Source organism: Coriobacteriia bacterium (assembly GCA_013334745.1).
Taxonomy (GTDB): Bacteria; Actinomycetota; Coriobacteriia; order Anaerosomatales; family JAAXUF01; genus JAAXWY01.
This window is the reverse complement of the sequence record JAAXWY010000017.1, coordinates 17,821-40,938: the sequence shown is the minus strand read 5'-3', so window position 1 is coordinate 40,938 and position 23,118 is coordinate 17,821. Positions and strand designations below refer to the sequence as shown.

Sequence of the window (23,118 nt, the reverse complement as noted above, 5' to 3'; positions counted from 1 at the left end):
TTGCTTCGAATTAAGCCACATGCTCCGCTGCTTGTGCGGGCCCCCGTCAATTCCTTTGAGTTTTAGCCTTGCGGCCGTACTCCCCAGGCGGGGCACTTAATGCGTTAGCTGCGGCACGGAGGGAGTTGATGACCCCCCACACCTAGTGCCCATCGTTTACGGCTAGGACTACCAGGGTATCTAATCCTGTTTGCTCCCCTAGCTTTCGCGCCTCAGCGTCAGTCGTGGCCCAGAAAGCCGCCTTCGCCACTGGTGTTCCTCCCAATATCTGCGCATTTCACCGCTACACTGGGAATTCCACTTTCCTCTACCAGACTCAAGACTGCCAGTTTCAGATGCAGGCTGCGGGTTGAGCCCCCAGTTTTCACATCTGACTTAACAATCCGCCTACGCGCTCTTTACGCCCAATGAATCCGGATAACGCTTGCCCCATACGTATTACCGCGGCTGCTGGCACGTATTTAGCCGGGGCTTCTTCTGCAGGTACTGTCAATTTCATCCCTGCTGAAAGCGGTTTACGACCCGAGAGCCTTCATCCCGCACGCGGCGTTGCTGCGTCAGGCTTTCGCCCATTGCGCAAAATTCCCCACTGCTGCCTCCCGTAGGAGTCTGGGCCGTGTCTCAGTCCCAGTGTGGCCGATCCGCCTCTCAGCGCGGCTACCCATCGTCGCCTTGGTAGGCCATTACCCTACCAACAAGCTAATGGGCCGCGGGCTCATCCCTCACCGTCGGAGCTTTCCCGAACCGACCATGCGATCAGTTCGGAGTATCCGGTATTAGCTCAAGTTTCCCTGAGTTATCCCGAAGTGAGGGGCAGATTGCCCACGTGTTACTCACCCGTTCGCCACTCTATACACCCCCGAAGGGGCTTTAATCGTTCGACTTGCATGTGTTAAGCACGCCGCCAGCGTTCATCCTGAGCCAGGATCAAACTCTCCGTTGAATTTGTTCACGAGCCGAAGCCCGCGATTCACGAAGTGTGATCCGGTTCTATCCGGAGTGACCCACCTACATCGGTAAGGAAGTCCGATGCGGTTTGGATCCGTTCGATGTCTGCCGGTTTGGTCTTTTGATGGACCCTCTCGGCAAGACGGGGTTAGTGTTGGTTCGCTTTGCGAACCTTTACTGGCTTGTCACAGTATCCGGTTTTCAAGGTTCAAGCTGCAGCGGATTTCCCACATACCCTGCGGTTTTGCCCGCTGCGTGCCACCTCAAGTTGTTTCGGCGGCGAGGAGATACATTACGCATTCCCTCTGACCCTGTCAACAACTTGTCGGAACTTTTTTCGACCACTTCAAAGCGAGCGTCTGAGCACCTTATCCCGGGAACGAAAGACGCCTCCCGATCTTCTCGGAAGGCGTTCACAGCGCATCATGGCTACCGCGTACTCGCGGCTGTCCTGATGTTATGTAATCGTCTCCGAGCAGTTACTCGTTATCAACACGCGCTCCGGTCTCAAGAGGTTCCGGCGGTGCGGCAACGAAGATTACCACCCGAACGCACCGCGTGCAAGGGGCATTTCGCTGCCCTGTCTTCTTACCCCCGAATCGGTCGCCGCAGACCACTCGCACACAACTGATTGCGACAGGGCAGAAGGGAGTGAGACGGACGAGCGAGGATCAGGAACGGGCGACCGGCCGCGCGTAGCGCCGCTTCCCAACCTGCATCAAAGAGCCCTCAACTCTATCCCGCGCGCAACTATATATACGCGACTCAAGGACTTCGCCGTTGATACGCACTCCGCCCTGATCGATCATCCGGCGTCCCTCGCCCGCCGAGGACACCAGGCCCAAGTCAGCGAGCAGCCCGGGTATGTAGATTTCATCGCCCAAGTCGACCTCGATCTCGGGAACGTCCTCAGGCGCTTGGTGCTGTTTGAAGACCCGGTCAAAGGCTTCCTCGGCTGCTTTGGCCTCATCGACGGCGTAGTACAGCTCCACGATCTCGCGTCCGAGTCGCCGCTTGACGGCGTTCGGATGCGCCTCGCCGGCGATCAAGTCGCGCTCGATTCGATCGATCTCATCTACCGGCACGGGCGTACACAGACGGTAGTACTTGATCATGAGTTCATCCGGGATCGACATCACCTTGCCGAACATATCGGCGGGGGTATCGGTCAATCCGATGTAGTTGCCGTAGCTCTTGCTCATCTTCTGAACACCGTCGGTGCCCTCGATGAGCGGAAGCGTCAGTGCGCATTGCGGCTCCATGCCGAGCTTCTCCATGAGCTCTCGGCCCGCCAGCAGGTTGAAGAGCTGATCCGTCCCGCCCAGTTCGATGTCGGCCTCAATCGCGACAGAGTCGTACGCTTGCGCCATGGGGTACAGGAACTCGTGCAGCGAGATCGACTGCTGCGATGCGTACCTGTTGGCGAAGTCGTCGCGTTCCAGAATCCGCGCGACTGTGAACTGGCTCGTCAGCCTCAGCAGGTCTGCGAAGCCGAGTGCATCGAGCCAGTCGGAGTTTCGTCGCAGTTCGGTCTTCTCGGGATCGAGGATCTTGAAGGCCTGCGCCACGTAGGTCTCGGCGTTGGCGTCTATCTGCTCGCGTGTGAGCGGCGGCCGAGTGGAGTTGCGCCCGGACGGGTCACCGATAAGCGCCGTGAAGTCACCGATGATCAACACGACCGTGTGACCGAGGTCCTGGAACTGCCGCAGTTTGCGCAGCGGCACCGCATGACCGAGATGCAGATCGGGAGCCGTGGGGTCCACGCCGAGCTTCACCCGCAGAGGCACCCCTCGAGCGAGCTTCTTGGCCATGTCGGCCTCGGGCACGAGCGCGCTGATGCCACTCGTGATGATGTGCAGCTGTTCGTCGGCAGGAAGCACGGGGCGGACTCCTCGCTGAGGTGATGGTGCGGTTACGGCTTCCCGACGGCACCGTCACGCGTTCGTTTGGCTCGAATATCGCGTGTCATACTAGCAAATACCCCTCGTCCTGCTCTGCCCGGCGATGCCGGTACGGGCGGTACGGATAGGCGGATTCTGCGGCGGAAACCCTCGCTGCACCTTGGAAACGACCACTGGAGGAACCCCGTAGCATGAGTACGCCGCGAGCGAACGGACGGCAAGGCCAGGGTGCCCCGCGCCCGAGGCCCCGCACCAGCCCGCCAGCGAAGGGCCGAACCAGCGGTGGCGCCCGGCGCCCGGCGCCGCGCCCTCAGCCGCAGAAGCGGCGTGGAGGCTTCTGGAGCCGGGCAGGAAAGGTCGCACTCGTGCTGCTGGTCGCGGCCCTCGTGGTAGGCGGAGTCGTCTACTGGCGACTCGCCTCCACACTTCCGGATCCCGATGCCGCAGCGGCACGCGGGCGCGACCAAAGCACCGTGATTACCGACCGGAACGGCAAGGTGCTCACGCGCCTATTCGCGGAGCAGAATCGAAGCGACGTCACACTCGATCAGATACCCGAGGAGCTGCAGAAGGCCGTCGTAGCGACGGAGGACCAGCGATTCTACACGCACAGCGGGGTCGACCCGCTCGGCATCGCGCGAGCAATCGTCACCGACGTCATCTTGCGTCGCAAGGCCCAGGGCGGTTCAACGATCACTCAGCAGTACGTGAAGCAGGCCTTCGTCGGCGACGAGCGCACCATCACACGAAAGATCAAGGAAGCGATGCTCGCCCAGCGTGTCGAGAAGAAGTACGACAAGAATCAGATTCTTGAGTTGTATCTCAACACGATCTACTTCGGACATGGGGCTTACGGCGTGCAGTCGGCGTCACGAGCTTACTTCGGCAAGCCCGCGAGCAAGCTCACGTTACCTGAGTCGGCGATGATCGCCGGCGTCATCAAGTCGCCCGGCAGGTACTCTCCTTACATCGATCCCGAGGCGGCGAAACTCCGACGCGATACCGTGCTTCAACAGATGCGCAGCGAGGGATACATCGATGAAGCAGCGTACGCCGCGGCGGTCGCATCACCGGTGAAGACGGCCGGCCTGAAGCCGACTCCGTCGCTTGCCCCCTACTTCGTCGAGTGGATCAAGACCGACCTCGCCGAGCGGTTCGGACAAGACGAGATGTACCGAGGCGGACTCATCGTCAAGACGACGCTCGACTTGAGTATGCAGAAGGCCGCCGAGAAGGCGATCGCGTCCACGCTCAATCGGAACGGCGACCCGTCGGCTGCACTCGTCGCCATCAAGCCGGGCACCGGTGAGGTGCTCGCGATGGTCGGCGGCCGGGACTTCAAGACACAGCAGTTCAACGCTGCCGTCCAAGGCAACGGGCGCCAGCCGGGCTCCTCGTTCAAGCCCTTCGTGCTGGTCACGGCACTGTCCGATGGAATCAGCCCCGAGCAGACGTACCCCTCGGGAGCCGCGAGACTCAAGGTCGGCGACCAGACCTGGAGCGTTACCGGAGCGCACGGAGGAGCGAAGGGACCGATGCGCCTGCGCATCGCAACCGAGCAGTCCGTCAACTCAGTCTTCGCTCGCTTGATCCTGAAGGTCACCCCCGAGAAGGTCGTCGAGACTGCAGAGGGCATGGGCCTTCACAGCGGCATCGAACCGGTTCCCGCCATCGCGCTCGGCGGTCTGACGAACGGCGTGACCCCTCTTGAGATGGCCGACGCATACTCGACGCTCGCGGCAAACGGCTCGCGAGTGTCACCGTTCGGAGTGACAGAGGTCAAGACAGCCGATGGAAGCGTTGCCTACCAGGCAAAGCCAGAGGCTCGCGAGGCGATCGAACCGGCAGTTGCGTATCTCACCACGGACATCCTCAAGGGCGTCATCGCTCGCGGTACCGGATCGGCGGCCTCAATCGGACGGCCAGCCGCCGGCAAGACCGGCACCACCCAGGAGAATCGCGACGCGTGGTTCGTCGGCTATACGCCCGATCTTGCGGCGGCTGTCTGGATGGGGCACCCCGAGGCACAGAAGGCTATGACCAATGTTCACGGCCGCGCGGTGACGGGCGGATCCTTCCCCGCCGAGATGTGGGCCAAGTTCATGCGGACCGCGCTCGCGAAGACCCCTGCGACGCAGTTCCAGAAGCCCTCGGGTCTGAAGCGCGCGAAGATCTGTCTTGAGACGGGGCAGGCGGCGCGTGAGTTCTGCCCCCGCACCGGATCGGGTCTCTTCCTGGCATCGATGAACCTGAAGCAGTGCACCAAGCACGTCACGCCCGAGAAGCTCATCGTGCCCAAGCTGGTGGGCATGACCAAAGAAGCGGCGCTCGCAGCCCTCGAGAAGCTCAAGCTCGCTGCGAAGGTCATCGAGAAGAGCGTCTCCGGTGTGGACGCAGGCATCGTCGCCGAGCAGACTCCCGCGCAAGGCAGCGTCGCCACCTCTCAAACGGTCGTCACGATCACCGTGAGCACAGGCGGTGCCTCGAACGAGCCACCGAAGGCCGAGTTCACGCTGCCGGCGACTGCCGCATCGGGTGAAAAGGTCGCTCTTGATGGAACCGCATCGACCGATGACGGCACGATAACCACTTGGTACTGGGAGTTCGGAGACGGCACGACAGCGAAGGGCTCGAAGGTCTCACATGCCTGGCCGAGCGCTGGAGCGTACGACGTCACGCTCTGGGTCACGGATGACAGCGGACAACAAGGGTCAGTGACCAAGACGATTCGCGTGAACTAGACGCCGCGGCCCGTGCGTGGATATCCCGAGCGCCTAGGTGACGCCTCGGAAGAAGTGGCCGGACGTCGTTGCGGACCGGGCGCTACCCTGCCTGTCGCGTCCCGCGAGCGCGTCGCGACAGGCCGAGATGACCTCGCGAACGGCCGCCTCGGCGGTGCGCGTGTTCTCCGTGTGCACGTCGAGCCGGAGCGCCGAAACGCCAGCCGCGAGCACCTCGTCCATTGCGCCGGTCAGGTCGAGCGGAACCGAGTTGTACAGGTGGCTGCGCCCACTGACGTCCGTGCGCACCGGGAACGTGTACCCCTTGCGATCCCGCAGCCCACGGTCCACCCTGCGGCGCGTGCACGAGCCGCACCTGCGGTCGCAGTCGCCCTCGGCCATCAGGACGCAGTGCTCGGTCACCATGACCTCCTGACGACCCCACACCCCGATGCCCACGGGAACGCCGGCGCCGGCGCACACCTCCGCGATCTGACGACCTGAGAGTTCCGGCGAGAGCCAGACGAGCGAAGCCCCCAACTCCACAAGCTGCTTGGTGGCGTAGGCGTTCATCGCGTTGAGTGACCAATGCGCCTCGACCTCAGCTCCTGACTTCGCGGCCAGGTGGAGTGCGCCGAGGTTGGCCGCCACGAACGGTCGCCCCTTCTCGGCGAAGCGCATCGCTGCGGCGACCTCTCGGTCGTGCAAGATCCTTGGCGCCAGCGGGACGATTCCTTGTGGCACCTTTCCCGCGACCAACTCGTGGGTCGGCACTTGGGCACGTGCGGCCCCGACACTGAGGCACGCCAGCGCGACGTCGAGCGAACTCGCCTCCACAACAATGTCGGGCGTTGCTGCTCTCTTGGCGGCGTGACCCGTTCTCGGTAGCACCGGATGCGACCGCTCGCGAGTCGACCATCCCGTGAGCACGGCGGCCTCGTACGCTCCGATCGCATCGCGGCGAACGCGGTGCAGCGAGGAGAATCCGACTCCCGCGCCTGGTGAGAGTTCGAGAGCGAAGTCCCCGATGCGGTACGGCGTCCCGCCGAGCCTTCCGACGTGCTCGATCACTTCCTCGGCGTTGACCGCCTTGGTGCGCGCGGGTTCCACAACCGCACCTTGCGCCGCCCCCGAACGGCCATCGGCGTCCTTGACCTCGATTCGGAGCGGCTGACCGACGAGCACGCTCGCCGAGAAGTCCAGCGGCATGGAAGCCTCTTCGGTTCGCTCGAACGTGCGGCGCGCGGCATCCGCAAGCGCGGCGTTGCGTACCCTGAACACGCGGTCACCGATAGCGACCGGACGCTCCGCCTCGAGCGTGACGCGCATTCCGGCGGGGCCGGCAGAGAGTCGGGCACCATCGTGCTCCAGCGGACCGGCCGGCTGGGCGAAGCGTCCTGAAGAGGTCCAGAACTCGAGGGTGTCGGCCGCATCGACCGCAGACTCGAGCGCCACGGTCACTCGGCCGGCGGCCGCATCGGTCACGCGGCCGACGAAGACCCCGCGGTTGTTCGGCCTCGCGTAACTCATCATGTCGTTGCCCCGCTCGCCGAGCAGGTACGACTCGGTGAACCCGCGGGAGAACGCCTCGGATAGCACGGCCAGCTCGCCGTCACGAACCGCAAACCCCTCGGGATCCGCGGCCGCTCGGTCCAGCGCGCCGCGATAGACGCCGGTCACAAGGGCGACGTACTCGGGGTTCTTCATGCGGCCCTCGATTTTGAGGGCCGCAACCTCAGACTCAACCAGCGTCGGCAGGACGGCTATCCCGGCGAGGTCTTTGGGCGAGAGCAGATGTGCCCCGGGCGTCCCAAGCACCTCACCGGTGGCGTCGACGAGCTCATACGCAAGGCGGCAAGGCTGCGCACACTGCCCCCGGTTGGCACTGCGCCTCCCAATCACCGAGGACATAAGGCATTGCCCGGAATAGCAGACGCAGAGCGCCCCATGCACGAACGACTCGATCTCGATACTGCTTCCGGACACCAGCTCCTCAATCTCACGAAGAGAGACCTCGCGGGCGAGCGTCACTCGCGACACACCTATGTGCGCGAGGGCCTCGGTTGTGGACAGGTTGTGGGTGTTGAGCTGTGTCGACGAATGAACGCGCACGTGCGGCAGCGCAGTGCGGATGCACCACAACAGCCCAAGGTCCTGGACGATGACCGCGTCGACTCCTGCGGCCCACGCCTCGTCCACGAGTTCAAGCGCCTGCACCATCTCCGCCGGCAGGACCACCACGTTCACCGTCAGATAGATACGGACGCCTCTGAGGTGCGCGAATCGGCAGACCTCGGGTAGTCCATCGAGCGTGAAGTTCTCCGCACTGCGGCGTGCGTTGAGCACGTCGACGCCGAGATAGACCGCGTCCGCACCGTTGGTCACGGCCGCCCGCAGAGCGTCGGGGCCGCCGGCTGGCGCAAGGAGTTCGGGTGCCCTCCGGGGGGTTGATGCCACTTCGCGGCTCCAGTGCGTGGGTGACGGGCAGATGACCGATTACGGCCGCGGGCACACGCAGGTGCCCCAATACGGCACAATGTACCACCAGATACCGAAGTGGAGGGTCATGTCCAGCAGACGAGCACGAATGCGCCGACGGCCGAAGACCACGGGAGCGACCATCGCCTTGCGCGTGGTGGCTGTCGTCACGGTCCTCGTACTCGTTGTCGGCCTTATCGGTGCGGCAGCCGCATTCGCCACCGTACAGAAGTGGCTTCAGAACCTGCCCGACTACAAGGCGAAGAACGCGTTCGAGGTCGCCCAGGCGACGCGGATCTACTCGGCTGACGGCAAACTTCTTGCCCGGCTGTACCTCGAGAACCGCGAGGTCGTTCCGATCACCAAGATCTCCCCGTACATGGTCAACGCTGCGGTCGCCGTCGAGGACGAGCGCTTCTACAAGCACCACGGCGTCGACCCGATCGGCCTGGTGCGAGCCGCAGTCAGGACCGCATCGGGCAATCGTCAAGGTGCGTCCACCATCACGCAGCAGTACATCCGCAACACCATCCTGCTCGATGAGCGCACCGACATCACATACGCCCGAAAGGTCCGCGAGGCGTATCTGGCTATCGAACTCGAGAAGCGCTATTCGAAGCGCGACATCCTCGAGATGTATCTCAACACGATCTACCTCGGTGAAGGCGCTTACGGCGCGCAGGCAGCCTCGCTCGAGTACTTCAACCGTCCCGCCAGCCAGCTGACGCTGCCTCAGGCGGCCCTGCTGGCCGGCCTCGCCCAGTCACCAAGCCGTCTGGACCCCTACAACAACCCCGAGGGTGCGGTAACGCGACGCAACGAAGTGCTCGGGCGGATGCTCGCGAACAACTACATCACTCAAGCCGAGCACGACGCCGCCGTTGCGACCAAGCTGAAGCTCGATCGCAACAAGAAGCCAAACGACGGCATCTACGCTGCACCGTACTTCGTGGCTCACGTCAAGAAGCTGCTGCAGGCGCAGTTCTCGCCAGCCGTCGTCTTCAAGGGTGGTCTCACGGTCTACACGACCCTCGACACCCGAATGCAGCAGTACGCCGAGGACGCGATCAAGACCAAGCTCAGCCGAGTCAAGGGCCCTGAAGCCGCGCTCGTCTCAATCGACCCGCGCAACGGCCACGTGAAGGCGTTGATCGGCGGACGGAACTACAAGAAGAGCAAGTTCAATCTGGCGACCCAAGGCTATCGTCAGCCGGGTTCCTCCTTCAAGACGTTCGTCCTCTTGGCGGCGCTCAATAAGGGCATGCCACCGTACTTCCAAATCGACTCGTCGTCGCCCGCGGCGATTCCGACCAAGCCGAAGCCCTGGATCGTCGACAACAGCGAGGGCGCAGGGCACGGCATGATGAGCCTGCAGTCCGCGACGACCGCGTCGGTGAACACCGTGTTCGCGCGCGTGGCGTGGGAGATCGGCATCAAGGATGTCGCGTCGATGGCCAGGCGCATGGGCATCAAGACCAAGATCCCGAACTACCCCTCGATCGCGCTGGGTGCGCGCAATGTCACGCCCTATGAGATGGCGGCCGCCTACGGCACGTTGGCTACCGAGGGTGTGAGGCGCGATCCCGTCTGCATCACGAAGGTCGTCGACCGGGATGACCGGACAATCTACGTGGCATCCAAGCACGGCAAGCGCGTCCTGAAAGCATCTGTCGCGAAAGCCGGCATCGACGTGCTCCGGGGCGTCATCAGCGGTGGCACGGCCACCCGAGCGCGTATTGGCAGGCCTGCAGCGGGCAAGACGGGCACAAGTCAGCTCAACCGCGATGTGTGGTTCGTTGGATTCACACCGCAACTCGTGACGTCGGTATGGGTCGGCTACCCCAAGGAACGCACGATCTACGTCGGCGGCTCACGAGCGTTCGGTGGCACGGTATGCGCCCCGATCTGGGCGGCTTACATGCGCAAGGCGTTGGCGGGGCAACCTGTCCTCGGCTTCCCGAGTCAACCGCGCCCCGCCTACAACGCATCGAAGTTCCACATACCCGTTAGCAGGCCACCGAGCGTCAAGGGACTCACCCTCGCCGCCGCCGGCAAGAAGCTCGACGGATACGGTTACACCGTGCGCTACGAGTATTCGAATCGACCCAAGGGCACCGTCATCGGGCAGTCGTCGAAGAACGGCAAGATCGTTCTGATCGTCTCCAAGGGTCCCAAGCCGGTGGCGCCGAAACCGCCACCCTCCGAGGAGCCGACCGGCTCGGGCGAGGGAACGGGAACACCGTAACCCGGCGACATGCAGCGGAATCAAAACGGGCCACCCCATCGGGTGGCCCGTTCGTCTACGCGCGGAAACGGCGGGACTAGCTCCGCTTGAAGCGCACCATGCCTGACGCGCAGTGGACTTCAACATCTCCAGCCGCTTCGATACGATCGAGCACCAGGTTCATGCCGAGCACGTCGCTTGAGATGTGCCCAGCCAACACGAGGTTGAGCTTGAGGTCCTCGGCGTGCTTGCGATGCTCCTCGGAGTAGTGCATCCCGACCAAGGTGCCCACGCCGGCCGCCGAAAGGCGGTCAAGCGCCTCCTTGGGCCCTTCGGTACCGCCGGTCATGTCGACAACGATCCGACCGGGGCGCGCCGAACCGCTCCCGACGACGATGGATGGTCCGTAGCCCTTGCGGGCTCCGTCCGCGTACTCGGGTATCGTCCGAATCGCCTTCACCAGCTCGGTGAGGGTGACCGGTGCGGCTTCGTCGATGAAGCTCTGGATGAACGTCTGGACCGAGTTGTCAGCAGGCGTGTGACACGAGAGTGACGCGAGCCCAAGCAGGCTGGCGGCATCAATCGCCCGGTAGTGGTTTTGCGGCGACACGCGACGCTTGATCTCCTCGGCACGCGTTGCGATCAGCGCGTCGCCCGCGGCAATCGAGACGCCCTGCTGCGCCCAGAGGTCCGCCTGCATGTACATGACCTCGTGCAGGTTCGCGTAGCCGGGGCCCTCCGGGTGATGGGCGAACACGAGGTCGATCGGCACGCCCTTCTCCCGAAGGCGATCGGCCAGCAGAACCTCGCCCACCTCCATGTCGATTCCGACCAGGAGTCCGCGAATCTCGTCATCGGGACTGCCCACGCAGATGCGGGTATCCGAGTAGGGATTGGTGAGCTTCTCCGCGTCGTAGAACTCAACGTCGTCGGCGTCGAGCTTGTCGTAGTCGACGCGGTAGGCTGCCAACACCCGGTCGACTTCCGCGCGACCTCGCGGGTCGGCGGCGATGCCCGTCTCGATACAGGTTCGATAGATGTCTCCGAGCTTCACTCGGCGGCCTCCTTGATTCGACGTGGACTCCGCACGACCGGACCAATCCGAGCGCGGGAGACGAAAGTACTGCCCTCTACATACCACCGTAGGTCGCGTTCGTGACCTGCGGAGAGCCCGATTCGGCCGGAACAGGCGATCCGGTCGCGAGCGGGATGCTCGCCATCGTACACCGCCAGCCGCCCCTCGCCGAGCGCAGTGTCGTTGTCGGAGAGATCGACCCCGAGCGCGGCCGCGAGCTTACCGGGGCCATTGCATAGGTCTCGCACGGCCTTACCGCCGCGTCGAGTCGCCATCTCGTCGATGCCTAGCAGCGGCTCGAGAGCCCTGACGAGAACCGCGCCCGCCGTTCCGTTGGGCGCACACACCAGGTTGACCATGTGATGGTTGCCATAGGTGAAGTACACGTATGCCATACCCGGCGCACCGTACATAACCGCGTTGCGATTCGTGATGCCGTGAGTCGCCGCATGCGACCCCGCATCATCACTGCCGAGATACGCCTCGACCTCGACGATCACGCCGCCCGTCTCAACGCCGCCAGCCGTGCTGACGAGCCACGCACCGAGTAGATCGGGCGCCACGACATCGGGCGAGCGCTCGAAGAAGGATGCTGGCAGGCGCGCGCCGCGCGTCACTCTGCGACGCTCTCCCACCAGACGCGGTCAGCCGCGAGTGCATCGGCGGTCACGATCAGCTGAGCCGCGACCGGCCGGTTACCCGTGCCACCGTCGGTGTCTCGTCGAGCGACCACGCGCGCGATGTCGACGGCCTCGAGCACGTCGGGACCAAACTGGGGAGCGTGCGCCGCGAACTGCTCGGCGGTGAGGTCTTGCAGCGTGACGCCGTCTCGCTCGCACGCGAGCACCAGTCTACCCACGACCTCGTGGGCGTCACGGAAGGGCATGCCCGTGCCGACAAGATAGTCGGCCAGATCCGTCGCGGCCATGAAGCCGCCCTTGGCGCCGCGCGCCATCGCGTCAGAATTCACGGTGAGCGTATCGAGCATGCCCGTCATCGCATGCAAGGAGTCCGCAAGCGTGTCGAAGGCATCGAACGCCGGCTCTTTGTCCTCCTGCATGTCCTTGTTGTATGCGAGCGGCAGGCCCTTGAGGGTGACGAGCAGCGACTGCAGGTCGCCAAACACCCGTCCGGTCTTGCCGCGTACCAACTCGGCGAAGTCGGGGTTCTTCTTCTGCGGCATGATCGAAGAGCCGGTCGAGTACTCGTCATCCATGCGGATGAAGCCGAACTCCTCGCTCGACCACAAGATGAGCTCCTCGGCGAGACGCGAGAGGTGCATCTGGCAGACAGCACACGCGTAAGTCAGGTCGAGCAGGAAGTCGCGGTCCGAGACGGCGTCCATCGAGTTGACGCTCATCGCGGCGAACCCGAGACGAGCCGCGACGTAGTCGCGGTCGAGCGGGTAGGTGGTGCCAGCGAGGGCCGCGCTGCCCAGCGGCAAGACGTCTGCGGCCTCGTATGCATGGCGCAGACGCGTGAAGTCTCGCGCGAGCATCTGCGCGTACGCGAGCATGTGGTGACTGAAGAGCACCGGCTGAGCCTTTTGCAGGTGCGTGTAACCGGGCATGACCACGCCCATGTTGCCCTGGGCGATCTCGATGAGTGCGAGGCGTGCATCGATGACCGCCTCCGCGAGCTTGGCCGCCATTGACTTGGCGAAGAGCCGGGTATCGGTGGCGACCTGGTCGTTACGACTGCGGCCGGTGTGCAGACGCGCGCCTGCCGAGCCGATGCGCTCGGTGAGCACCCGCTCGATGGCCATGTGGACGTCCTCGTCCTCGATGCGCCACTCGAACTCGCCGTCGCGGATCTCCTGAAAGATCGCCGAGAGGCCCGATTCGATCGCGTCGGCGTCCTCGGCGGCAATCACGCCCTGCTGCGCGAGCATGCGTGCGTGCGCGATGGAGCCGCGGATGTCCTCGGCCCACATACGCTGGTCGATCGGCAGCGACGCACCGAACTCCTGCAGGAAGCGGCCGGGGGTCTTCTCGAACCGGCCGCCCCAGGGTGTCTTGGCGTCGCTCATGCGGCTAGACCTCGCCTTCCTTGCCGACCTTGCGGCGCTGGCGCGCCCACACCTTCACGGGCAAGCCATGCAGGTCGATGAAGCCCTTCGCGGCCTTGTGGTCGAACGTGTCCGCCTCGTCGTAGGTCGCAAGGTTGTAGTCGTAGAGGGAGTACTCGCTGCGACGCCCGACGGTGACGCAACTGCCTTTGTAGAAGCGCAGGCGCACGTCGCCGGTAACGAGCTGCTGTGTGGAGTCGATGAAGCCGTCAAGGGCCTCCTTGAGTGGCGAGAACCACATGCCGTTGTAGACGAGGTCGGACCACTTCTGCTCGACGCCGAGCTTGTAGTGCAGCACCTCGCGCTCCAGACACAGATCCTCGAGCGCCTTATGGGCGGTGATGAGCGCAAGCGCACCCGGCACCTCGTAGATCTCACGCGACTTCACGCCGATAAGGCGGTTCTCGATCATGTCTATACGACCGAAGCCATGACGACCGGCGATGTCGTTCATCTTCACAATGATGTCGTGGAAGCTCATCAGCTCGCCGTCGTAGGCGACCGGCAGCCCTTGGTCGAACGAGATGATCGCGTACTCCGGCTCATCGCCGCACTTATCGGTGCGCGCATCGTTGGTGAGCGTATAGATGTCCGCAGGCGGCTCGACCCACGGGTCCTCGAGAACGCCGCACTCGATGGCACGACCCCAGAGATTGTCATCGATGGAGTAGGGGTTGTCCTTAGTGGTTGGCACCGGGATACCGCGCTCCTCGGCCCACTCCATCTCCTGCTCACGGGTCTTGAGCTCCCACACGCGTACCGGCGCGAGCACCTCGAGGTCCGGATCGAGTGAGGCGATACCGACCTCGAAGCGGACCTGGTCGTTGCCCTTACCGGTGCAGCCGTGCGCGATGTACTTCGCCTGGTGGCGGTGCGCCTCCTCGACGAGGTGCTTGACGATGATGGGGCGGCTCATCGCGCTGACCAGCGGGTACTTGTTCTCGTAGAGTGCGTTGGCCTTAAGCGCCTTTGCCAGGAACTCCTCGACGTACTCTTCACGGACGTCCTTCACGATTGACTCGATCGCACCGATGCCGATCGCCTTCTGTCGCACGAACTCGAGGTCCTGGCGCTCCTGCCCGACGTCCATTGCCAGAGCGATGACGTCCAGGTCGTGGTTCTCCTGAAGCCAGCGAATGGCGACCGACGTGTCCAAGCCACCAGAATATGCGAGTACGACTTTCTCCCGAGCCATGTAAGTGCTTCCTCTCGCTAGTCGAGCTTGCCATGCTGAGCGCGCGAGCGCTCGGCTGCTGTCACCGGGTGGACCGAGCGCTCCGGGGCGACGCCTCGGAACTTGTCGAGCGTATCAACGAGTAGCGCGGCCTCGGCCTCGCCCGTCGTGATGATGAGGATCGTGTCATCGCCAGCCACCGAGCCGAGGATCCCGATCATCTCGGCGGCGTCGAGTGCAGCGGCGACACCGGGTGCTGTACCTGAGGACGCCTTGACCAGCACGAGCTTCTCGCTGCGCTTCACGTCGAAGACTAGGTCGGAGACCATGCGCTGCAGGTGCAGGTCCTCGGCGAGCACGTAGACGCCCTCAGGGAGCTTCTTGAGTCCCATCTCGGTGATGTCACGCGAGACGGTCGCCTGCGTGCACACGTAGCCCTGCGCCTTGAGCAGGTCGACGAGCGTGCGCTGCGTCTTGACCCGCTCGTTGCGCACGATGCGCCGTATCGCGTCTTGTCGTTCGAGTCGCTTCCTCATGGTGCGGTCCCCATCCCTCGCCGGTATCTGACCGTCGCTAGCCGAGAATCAGCGACAGCAGCGCCTTTTGCGCGTGCAGCCTGTTCTCGGCCTCGTCGAACACCACCGAGTAGGGCGCGTCGATGACCTCGTCGACGACCTCCTCACCGCGGTGGGCGGGCAGGCAGTGCATGAAGATGGCGCCGTCGGCAGCGTGCGCCATGAGTGCGGTATCGACCCGGAAGGGCTCGAAGGCGCCGAGCCGAGCGTCGTGCTCGTCCTCCTGGCCCATCGAGGCCCAGGTGTCGGTGATGACGACCTGTGCACCGTCGACTCCGGCCACCGGATCGGTGTGCAGCTCGATGGTCGCGCCCGTCTCGGCGGCGATCGACCTCGCCTGCTCGACGACGTCGGGCAGCGGCTGGAAGCCATCCGGGCACGCGATGCTGACACTCATGCCCGCAAGCGCCCCGCCGAGCAGGTACGTGTGTGCCATGTTGTTGCCATCGCCCACGTACGCCATGCGTACGCCCTCGAGCTTGCCGAGGTGCTCGTCGATAGTGAGCAGATCGGCAAGGCCCTGACATGGGTGGTGCTCGTCGGTGAGCGCATTGATGACCGGCACCGAGGCGACCTCGGCAATCTCCTCGACCATCGACTGGGCGAAGGTGCGAATGACGATGGCCTCGCAGTACCGCTCAAGCACCTTGGTGGTGTCGTGGATGGTCTCACCACGCGAGAACGCACCGTCGGTTCCGCTCATGACGACGGGGTGTGCACCGAGGCGCGTGCACGCCAGCTCGAACGAGACGCGCGTGCGCATCGACGGCTTCTGGAAGATCAGCGCCACGGCCTTGCCCGAAAGCGGTGTACTCGTCTCCTCGCGGGCCCACGAGCGCTTCTGCTCGTGCGCCGTCTTGAGGACGCTTGCGAGTTCGGTGGGGGTGATGTCGGAAAGCGACAGGAAATCGCGGCCCTTAAGAGTGTGCATCAGCCTCGCTCGATTCCCCGAGAATGTCGGATAGGGTGCAGCAAAGTGTATCAATCTCCGCCTTTCCGCACACGAGCGGCGGCAAGAAACGCAAAATATCCGTTCCTATGGCGTTGATGACGATCCCCCGTTCGAGCGCAGTCGCACCCACCTGCTGTGCGATCGGGTTGCGCAGCGTGAGGCCGACCATGAGACCGGCACCGCGCACGTCAGTTATGGCCCTGGTTGCATCGGCGATCGACTGCAGGCGCTCTCGCAGATATGCGCCGCTCTGCGTGGCGTTGTCGCCAAGCTTCTCTGCGATGAGCGCCCCGACCGTGGCACGCCCGGCAGCGCAAATCGCGGGCCCGCCGCCGAAGGTGGAGCCGTGGTCACCTGGCGCGAGAGTCGCTGCCACCTCATCGCGCGCGACGATACCGCCAATCGGCAGCCCGTTCGCGAGCGCCTTGGCGACGGTGATGACGTCGGGCACCACCCCGCTGGCCTGATGCGCGAACGCCGGACCCGTGCGGAAGAAACCCGTCTGAATCTCGTCGATGACGAGCAGGCAGCCATGTGCGTCGCAGATGCTGCGTGCGCCACGCAGGTACTCGTCGGAGAGCGGCCAGACGCCGCCTTCGCCTTGCACGACCTCGAGCATGACCGCGGCGACGGTGTCGTCGACCGCGGCTGCAAGCGCCACGAGGTCGTTTGCAGGCACGTGCACGAAGCCCTCGGGCATCGGCGCGAACGCCTCCTGCTTGCTCGCTTGTCCGGTCGCTGCAAGCGCGGCCAACGTGCGACCGTGGAAACTGCGATCGAGTGAGACCACCTTGAATGCGCCCGGCTTGCGCACGCCCGCCCACCTGCGGGCGAGCTTGATGGCTCCCTCGACCGCCTCGGCCCCGGAGTTGGAGAAGAAGACGCGCCATCCACCGCCAAGCAGACCGACGATGTCTGAGGCAAGCTCAGCGCGGTGCTCGACGTAGAACAGGTTGCTCACGTGTACCAGCTTGCTGGCCTGGTCACACAGCGCAGCCGTGACCGCGGGATGAGCGTGGCCGAGATTGACCGCGCCGATGCCCGAGACGAAATCGAGGTACTCACGACCCTCGTCGTCGTACAGGCGCATGCCTTCGCCGCGCACGAACATCACGGGCTTGCGCGCATAGGTCTGCATGACGACTTCGGCGTCGAGCGCCTTGGCGGCATCGAAGCTCCCACCCATCTATGCCTCCTCGCCGTCGGCAGCGATCATCGTGCCGACGCCCTCGTCGGTATAGACCTCGAGCAGCAGTGCGTGCGGCACGGTCCCGTTGAGGATGTGAGCGCGTCGCACTCCCGAGCGAAGCGCGTGGACGCACGCCGCAACCTTGGGCACCATGCCACCTTCGAGAATGTCCGAGGCGATCATCTCCTCGGCTTCGTCGGGCGTGAGAGCGCTGATGAGCGACTCCTTGTCCGAGAAGTCGGCGTACAGACCATCGACGTCGGTGAGGAAGATAACCTTGTCGGCCTCGAGAGATTCGGCCAGCTTGGCCGCGACGAGATCGGCATTGACGTTGAAGCTACCCCCGTCCTCCCCTGCCGCGACTGTCGCGACGACCGGGATGAAGCCATCCTCGATGAGATTGTCGATCACGGTCGTGTCGATCTGAGTGACTTCGCCTACCCTCCCGAGCCGCGGGTCGCGTTGGCGCGCGCGCACGAGATTTCCGTCGTCGCCCGAAACGCCGACCGCAAGGCGGCCGTGAGCGTTTATCTCGGCGACGAGCTCGGGGTTCACCTTCCCGACGAGGACCATCTTGACGACTTCCATCGCCTCATCGGTCGTGACCCGCAAGCCGTCGTAGAACTCGACGGGGAGATCGAGGCGGTTCATGTAGTGCGTGATCTCGGGGCCGCCGCCGTGGACGATGACCGGGTTGATGCCCACGAGCTTCATGAGCACGATGTCACTCGCAACATGCTCGCGAAGCGCCGGGTCGGTCATGGCCGCGCCGCCGTACTTGATGACGACGGTCTTGCCATACATGAGCTTGATGTAGGGCAGCGCCTCGGTGAGCGTCGCCGCCTTGGCGAGCAGGTCCTTCATGTCGTGTCCTCCCATTTTGGCGCTCATGACCGGTACTCCCCGTTGATTCGCACGTACTCGTAGGTGAGGTCGCACGTCCACACCGTCGCGGCGCCCTGGCCAAGGTGCAGGTCGACACGCACCTCGACCTCGGGCTGCTTGAGCGCATCGAGTGCGGCGTCCTCGTCGAAGCCGAGTGCTGCTCCCGCGCGGCACACGGCAATGCCGGCGAAGTCAATGTCGAATGCGCGCGCGTCGACCTTCGCTCCCGAGCGGCCCAGCGCGGCCGCGACTCTCCCCCAGTTGGCGTCGTTGCCGAACAGCGCGGTCTTGACGAGCGGCGAGTTGGCAATCGAGAAGGCCGCCTGTTCGGCGTCTCCCTCGGTTGCGGCACCCTGCACCGTCACGGTCACGAGCTTGGTCGCGCCCTCACCGTCGCGCGCGATCATCCGAGCAAGCTCGCCCGCGACCGCGTGAACGGCTTCCTGCACGATCGCGAACTCAGCGTCGTCGACGTCGATGGGGTCACCGCCGGCTTCGCCTGAGGCCAAGAGCACACACATGTCGTTGGTCGAGGTGTCCATGTCGACAGTGACCCGGTTGAAGGTCAGCCCAACCGCGTGGCGCAGCGCTGCGTCGCATGCCGCACTCGTGAGCGGCGCGTCGGTGGTGATGACCGACAGCATGGTCGCCATGTTGGGAGCGATCATGCCACTCCCTTTCGCCATGCCGCCAACGATCACGCGCCTGCCCGCGACCTCGACTGTGACGGCGGTCTGCTTTGCGAAGGTATCGGTGGTCATGATCGCGGTCGCCGCCGCATCGCCCGATCGACTGTCGAGTGAATCAACCGCCTCGGGCACCGCCGCAAGCAGCGTGTCGACCGGAAGCGGCACCCCGATCACACCCGTTGACGAGACGATGACCTCACCCGGCTCGCACGCGAGCGCAGCAGCGACGGCACGCGCCGTTGTGATGGCGTCGTCGACACCCTGCTCGCCGGTGCACGCATTCGCGTTGCCGGCGTTGATGATGACCGCGCGTGCCCGTCCCTGTGCGATGTGGCGGCGTGATACGACGACCGGGGCGGCGGCTACGAGGTTGGTGGTGAATACTGCTGCGGCAGGCACTGCGGACTCTGCAGCGACGAGCGCGAGATCGCGCTTACCCGCCGACTTCAGTCCGGCGGCGACGCCTGATGCCATGAAGCCGAGCGGGGCCACAACGCCGCCGTCGGCGTAGGCGAAACCGGGGATATCGGGATACTCGTTCATTGTCACTCCGAAGGGGTCAGGGATGCGGGGGCCGCGCTGCCGGTTGCGAACAGCCACGCCGAGAGCGCGGCTAGACGACGGGCCCGGGTCGCTCGAACCCTTCCGTCTCCGGATATCCGAGAACCGCGTTGGCGCACTGCACTGCCTGACCGGCAGCGCCTTTGCCGAGATTGTCGATCGCACACGCTGCGATGAGCGTGTTGGTGCGTTCGTCGACCGCAACGCCGACCGCCGCCCGGTTGGTACCGCGGACCTCGGCCGTCGAGGGCATGGTGCCGGCCGCATGCATGTGCACGAACGGCTCGGCGGCGTAGCGAGCCGCGTAGAGCGCAACGGCGTCAGAGGTACTGAAGCCGGGGGCGACGTCGATGTACACGGTCGAGAGCAGCCCGCGTGACATCGGGACGAGGTGAGGCGTGAAGACGGCGGAGAGTGCGCGCCCGGCGGCCTGGCTGAGCGCCTGTTCGATCTCGGGAGTGTGCCTGTGCGATGCGACCTTGTACGGAGCCAGCGACTCGTTGACTGCAACGTAGTGCGTGCCGGCACTCGCCGAGCGGCCCGCGCCGGACACGCCGGACTTGGCATCCACGATCAGCTTTGAGCCGGCGACAGGCGCCGATTCGAGCGCGGGAAGCGCCGCTAACGTGGTGGCAGTGGGATAACAACCCGGGCACGCGACCAGGCGGGCGCCCGCGAGTGCGGTGCGATCGAGCTCGGGCAGTCCGAAGACCGCCTCAGCCAGCAGCTCGACCGACGTGTGCTGAGCGCCGTACCACTCTTCGTAGACCGCAGCGTCCCTGAGGCGGTAGTCCGCAGACATATCGACGACGGTCACGCCTGCCTCGATCAGCGCAGGCACGAGCGCGAGCGCAGCGGTATGCGGAACAGCCAAGAACGCCAGCGAAGCCGCTTGAGCGATCGCAGCCGGGTCGGGCACTGAGAACTCCAGCTCGGTCGCACCGGCTAGCGACGGATACACCGCTGCAATCGGCTTGCCCTCATCGGCGGCGGAGGTGGCCAGCGTCAGGCGCAGCCGCGGATGCCCGAGAACGAGACGGACTGCCTCGATTCCCGCGTAACCGGCCGCACCTATGACCGCAACATCAACCATGACGCCTCCCGCCGTGTGGCTTGAGAGCGCAGTCTATACGCTAGAACGCATAGAAGTCAAATGCTATGCGTTCGAATTGCGTAGATTCGTCGTTTGCAACTGTTGTTCTGTATCACAACTGCTCTTGATGCATGAATCGCGCATCAGCCCCGCAGCTCGCCCCCCACGGCACCGCATACCTTGCGCAGGAGGCGATCGTGGATCGACTCGACCTCCTCGGCGGTCAGCGTTCTGTCAGCGGCTCGGTACGCAAGCGCGAACGCCATCGACTTGTGACCGTCGGGCACGCCCTTGCCGCGGTACACGTCGAACAGGCGCACCGATGCGAGGAGCTTGCCTCCCGCCGACACGATCGACTGCTCGATGCGCTCCGCGCTCACGTCCTCGGGAACGACGATCGCGACGTCGAGCTCGACGGCTGGGAAGCGCGGAACGTCGATAAACGGCTTGGCATCGACGGCCGCCCGCACAAGCGGCGCGAGCGTCAGCTCGAAGGCGGTCACCGGCGCAGCGACCTCAAACGCATCGGCAACGAGCGGGTGCACCTCTCCGAGCCAGCCGACCACTTCGCCGCCGACGAGGACCTCAGCGGCCCGACCTGGCTGCAGGAAGGGCAACTCGGCGCCGCGAACCTTGAACCGCTTGAGGCCAAGGTCTGCGGCGAGCGCCTCGATGATGCCTTTACCGTCGAAGAAGCCGAGTGGCTCAGCAGCCTCGTTCCAAGCCGGCCGATGCCACGCGCCCGCGATGACGCCCGCTACCACCGATCGCTCCTTGGGCTGCTTGCGCCCCGGCGCCATGCGAAACGTGCTGCCGATCTCATACAGGTGAACGTCCTCGACGCCTCGACGTTGGTTGTACGAGACGCTGCGCAGCAGTCCCGGAAGCACGCTGCGTCGCAGAACGGACTGCTCGGCGGACATGGGGTTATGCAGCTCGCAGTAGACCTCACCCTCCTCGAGTGAGTCGCGAAGCCGTTCGGTGTCAGCGGGGTCGGCGAACGAGTACGTCATCGTCTCATTGAGGCCGCTGGCACGCAGGGTCGCGCCGATACGCTCACGCCAGCGCTGATCGCGGGTGAGCTCACCGAGGCGCCCCGCGCCGGTCGGGAGTGTGACCGGGACCCGCTCCATACCGTGGATGCGCAAGACCTCTTCGACGAGGTCGATCTCGCGCTCGAGATCGGGACGGTAGGTGGGGACGCTCACCGACAGATCGTCGCCCGATCCAGACACCGTGCACCCGAGGCGCGTAAGGATCGCCGAGGCTTCGGTTGCGGCTATCTCTGTGCCGAGAAGCGCGTTGAGGCGCGATATGCGCAGCGTGAGTTCGCGTTCGCTGGCCGGTGCTGGGTAGGTGTCGATGACGCCGGGAGCGACCTCGCCTCCGCACAGCTCGGCCATCAGCGCGGCTGCGCGGTCGAGAGCCGCGACGCAGCCGGCACGGTCTACGGCCTTCTCGAAGCGCGAGGACGCCTCCGAGAACAGCCCGAGCCGGCGGCTCGTGCGCGAGATCGATCCGGGGTTGAAGCACGCGGATTCGAGCAACACGTTGACGGTGCCGTCGTGGACTTCCGTCGTGGCGCCGCCCATGACTCCCGCGAGCGCCACCGGGCCGGTGGGGTCGGTGATAAGCAGCGTGTCAGCGGTGAGCACGCGGTCGTGGTCATCGAGGGTTGTGAGCCGCTCGCCATCGGTCGCAGTCCTCACGCCGATTGCTATGCGGCCGCTCGCATCACTGCCAAGCAGGTCGGCGTCGAACGCGTGCAACGGCTGCCCGAGCTCGAACATGATGTAGTTGGTGATGTCGACGATGTTGGAGATGGAGCGCGTACCGCTCGCAGTCACGCGCTCGGCGAGCCACGCCGGCGAGGGGCCGATCTTCACGTTGCGGATGAGGCGGGCGGTATAGCGCGGGCACATCTCGGGGTCGTCGATCGTGACGACCACCGATTCGGCCACTGGCGCACCCGACTCCGTCGGAGTCGATGCCGGCGTGCTCGCAATGCGATCGAACACGGCGCCGACCTCGCGAGCCACGCCCACCACCGACAAGCAGTCGGGGCGATTGGGCGTGATCTCGAGCTCAAGGATGGTATCGGACAGTCCCGCATACTCGGCGAAGGGCATACCGACGGGCGCGTCGGCAGGCAGGATCATCAGGCCGTCGTGGTCCTCGCCAAGGTCAAGTTCGCGGGCCGAGCAGTTCATACCGCGAGACTCGACGCCGCGCAGCTTGGCCTTCTTGATGGCCATGCCGTTGGGCAGAACGGCGCCCACGGTTGCGACGGGTACCTTGTCGCCCGCGTTGAAGTTCTGGGCGCCGCAGACGATCTGCAACGGCTCATCGGCTCCGACATCGACCGTGGTCACCCACAGGCGGTCTGCCTCGGGATGCTGCTCTTTGGCGACGATAAGCCCTACGAAGACGCCGTCGAGCGAAGCGCCGGCGTTCTTGGCGGACTCCACGGCGGTGCCGGTCAGGTCGAGCCGGTCGACGAGTTCTGTCACCGGGACGGGAACGTCCACCAGTTCCTTGAGCCACTTGAGAGAAACGAGCATCTTCGCGTCCTGCCGCGGAGTGGAG

15 protein-coding genes and 1 rRNA gene are annotated in these 23,118 nt (G+C 64.7%); 2 read left to right on the top strand and 14 right to left on the bottom strand.

All coding sequences use genetic code 11. The annotated features are described in order from the left end of the window. Together HGB10_06095 and HGB10_06090 are read right to left on the bottom strand one after the other, a co-directional pair. Positions 1–945: ribosomal RNA gene (locus HGB10_06095) — 16S ribosomal RNA — on the bottom strand; the annotation flags it as partial. 674 nt (positions 946–1,619) lie between these two features. Beyond that, entirely contained in the window at positions 1,620–2,828 is a 1,209-nt protein-coding gene (locus tag HGB10_06090; GenBank protein ID NTU71371.1) for a tyrosine--tRNA ligase, read from the bottom strand. 386 nt (positions 2,829–3,214) lie between these two features. On the opposite strand from HGB10_06090, the gene HGB10_06085 reads away from it, so the two are divergent. Then, positions 3,215–5,590 carry a PBP1A family penicillin-binding protein gene (locus tag HGB10_06085; protein ID NTU71370.1) on the top strand — a complete coding sequence of 792 codons (2,376 nt, stop codon included), beginning with the start codon at positions 3,215–3,217 and terminating at the stop codon, positions 5,588–5,590. Between the two features lie 33 nt (positions 5,591–5,623). On the opposite strand, the gene HGB10_06080 is transcribed toward HGB10_06085, so the two are convergent. Then, positions 5,624–8,026: a U32 family peptidase gene (locus HGB10_06080; GenBank protein ID NTU71369.1), complete on the bottom strand. Its 2,403-nt coding sequence runs from the start codon at positions 8,024–8,026 to the stop codon at positions 5,624–5,626. A 130-nt stretch (positions 8,027–8,156) separates the two neighbouring features. On the opposite strand from HGB10_06080, the gene HGB10_06075 reads away from it, so the two are divergent. Beyond that, a complete protein-coding gene (locus HGB10_06075; GenBank protein ID NTU71368.1) occupies positions 8,157–10,292 on the top strand; it encodes a PBP1A family penicillin-binding protein in 2,136 nt (711 codons plus the stop codon). A gap of 76 nt (positions 10,293–10,368) precedes the next feature. Here HGB10_06075 and HGB10_06070 read toward each other — a convergent pair whose 3' ends face one another. From HGB10_06070 to HGB10_06020, 11 genes are all read right to left on the bottom strand, one after another. Further along, positions 10,369–11,325, bottom strand: coding sequence for an NGG1p interacting factor NIF3 (locus HGB10_06070; protein NTU71367.1), 957 nt, complete (start codon positions 11,323–11,325; stop codon positions 10,369–10,371). Beyond that, on the bottom strand, positions 11,322–11,984 hold the full coding sequence (locus tag HGB10_06065; GenBank protein NTU71366.1) for a DNA-3-methyladenine glycosylase: 663 nt from the start codon (positions 11,982–11,984) through the stop codon (positions 11,322–11,324). Before HGB10_06065 ends, HGB10_06070 begins: the two co-directional genes overlap by 4 nt. Next, positions 11,960–13,375: an argininosuccinate lyase gene (gene argH, locus HGB10_06060; GenBank protein ID NTU71365.1), complete on the bottom strand. Its 1,416-nt coding sequence runs from the start codon at positions 13,373–13,375 to the stop codon at positions 11,960–11,962. Before argH ends, HGB10_06065 begins: the two co-directional genes overlap by 25 nt. Before the next feature lie 4 nt (positions 13,376–13,379). After that, entirely contained in the window at positions 13,380–14,609 is a 1,230-nt protein-coding gene (locus HGB10_06055) for an argininosuccinate synthase (protein ID NTU71364.1), read from the bottom strand. 17 nt (positions 14,610–14,626) lie between these two features. Continuing rightward, the gene (locus HGB10_06050; protein NTU71363.1) at positions 14,627–15,124 is read right to left on the bottom strand and encodes an ArgR family transcriptional regulator; all 498 of its coding nucleotides are present in this window, start codon (positions 15,122–15,124) and stop codon (positions 14,627–14,629) included. 37 nt (positions 15,125–15,161) lie between these two features. Next, positions 15,162–16,094: an ornithine carbamoyltransferase gene (gene argF, locus HGB10_06045; protein NTU71362.1), complete on the bottom strand. Its 933-nt coding sequence runs from the start codon at positions 16,092–16,094 to the stop codon at positions 15,162–15,164. After that, positions 16,081–17,301 carry an acetylornithine/succinylornithine family transaminase gene (locus tag HGB10_06040; protein ID NTU71361.1) on the bottom strand — a complete coding sequence of 407 codons (1,221 nt, stop codon included), beginning with the start codon at positions 17,299–17,301 and terminating at the stop codon, positions 16,081–16,083. The genes argF and HGB10_06040 overlap by 14 nt, the downstream gene beginning before the upstream one ends. After that, positions 17,302–18,168 (bottom strand): acetylglutamate kinase, encoded by an 867-nt coding sequence (argB, locus tag HGB10_06035; protein ID NTU71360.1) that lies wholly within the window; start codon positions 18,166–18,168, stop codon positions 17,302–17,304. A gap of 23 nt (positions 18,169–18,191) precedes the next feature. Continuing rightward, the gene (argJ, locus tag HGB10_06030) at positions 18,192–19,421 is read right to left on the bottom strand and encodes a bifunctional glutamate N-acetyltransferase/amino-acid acetyltransferase ArgJ (protein NTU71359.1); all 1,230 of its coding nucleotides are present in this window, start codon (positions 19,419–19,421) and stop codon (positions 18,192–18,194) included. 70 nt (positions 19,422–19,491) lie between these two features. Further along, a complete protein-coding gene (locus tag HGB10_06025; protein NTU71358.1) occupies positions 19,492–20,532 on the bottom strand; it encodes an N-acetyl-gamma-glutamyl-phosphate reductase in 1,041 nt (346 codons plus the stop codon). Between the two features lie 143 nt (positions 20,533–20,675). Further along, complete coding sequence (locus tag HGB10_06020; GenBank protein NTU71357.1) at positions 20,676–23,093, bottom strand: phenylalanine--tRNA ligase subunit beta; 2,418 nt, start codon at positions 23,091–23,093, stop codon at positions 20,676–20,678. Positions 23,094–23,118: the final 25 nt, after the last annotated feature.

Coding starts and splice junctions, on each gene's coding strand:
- HGB10_06040 (NTU71361.1), bottom strand. CDS start 17,301: ATGGGTGGGAGCTTCGATGCCGCCAAGGCGCTCGACGCCGAAGTCGTC.
- argF (NTU71362.1), bottom strand. CDS start 16,094: ATGCACACTCTTAAGGGCCGCGATTTCCTGTCGCTTTCCGACATCACC.
- argH (NTU71365.1), bottom strand. CDS start 13,375: ATGAGCGACGCCAAGACACCCTGGGGCGGCCGGTTCGAGAAGACCCCC.
- HGB10_06075 (NTU71368.1), top strand. CDS start 8,157: ATGCGCCGACGGCCGAAGACCACGGGAGCGACCATCGCCTTGCGCGTG.
- HGB10_06050 (NTU71363.1), bottom strand. CDS start 15,124: ATGAGGAAGCGACTCGAACGACAAGACGCGATACGGCGCATCGTGCGC.
- HGB10_06025 (NTU71358.1), bottom strand. CDS start 20,532: ATGGTTGATGTTGCGGTCATAGGTGCGGCCGGTTACGCGGGAATCGAG.
- HGB10_06020 (NTU71357.1), bottom strand. CDS start 23,093: ATGCTCGTTTCTCTCAAGTGGCTCAAGGAACTGGTGGACGTTCCCGTC.
- argB (NTU71360.1), bottom strand. CDS start 18,168: ATGAAGGACCTGCTCGCCAAGGCGGCGACGCTCACCGAGGCGCTGCCC.
- HGB10_06055 (NTU71364.1), bottom strand. CDS start 14,609: ATGGCTCGGGAGAAAGTCGTACTCGCATATTCTGGTGGCTTGGACACG.
- argJ (NTU71359.1), bottom strand. CDS start 19,421: ATGAACGAGTATCCCGATATCCCCGGTTTCGCCTACGCCGACGGCGGC.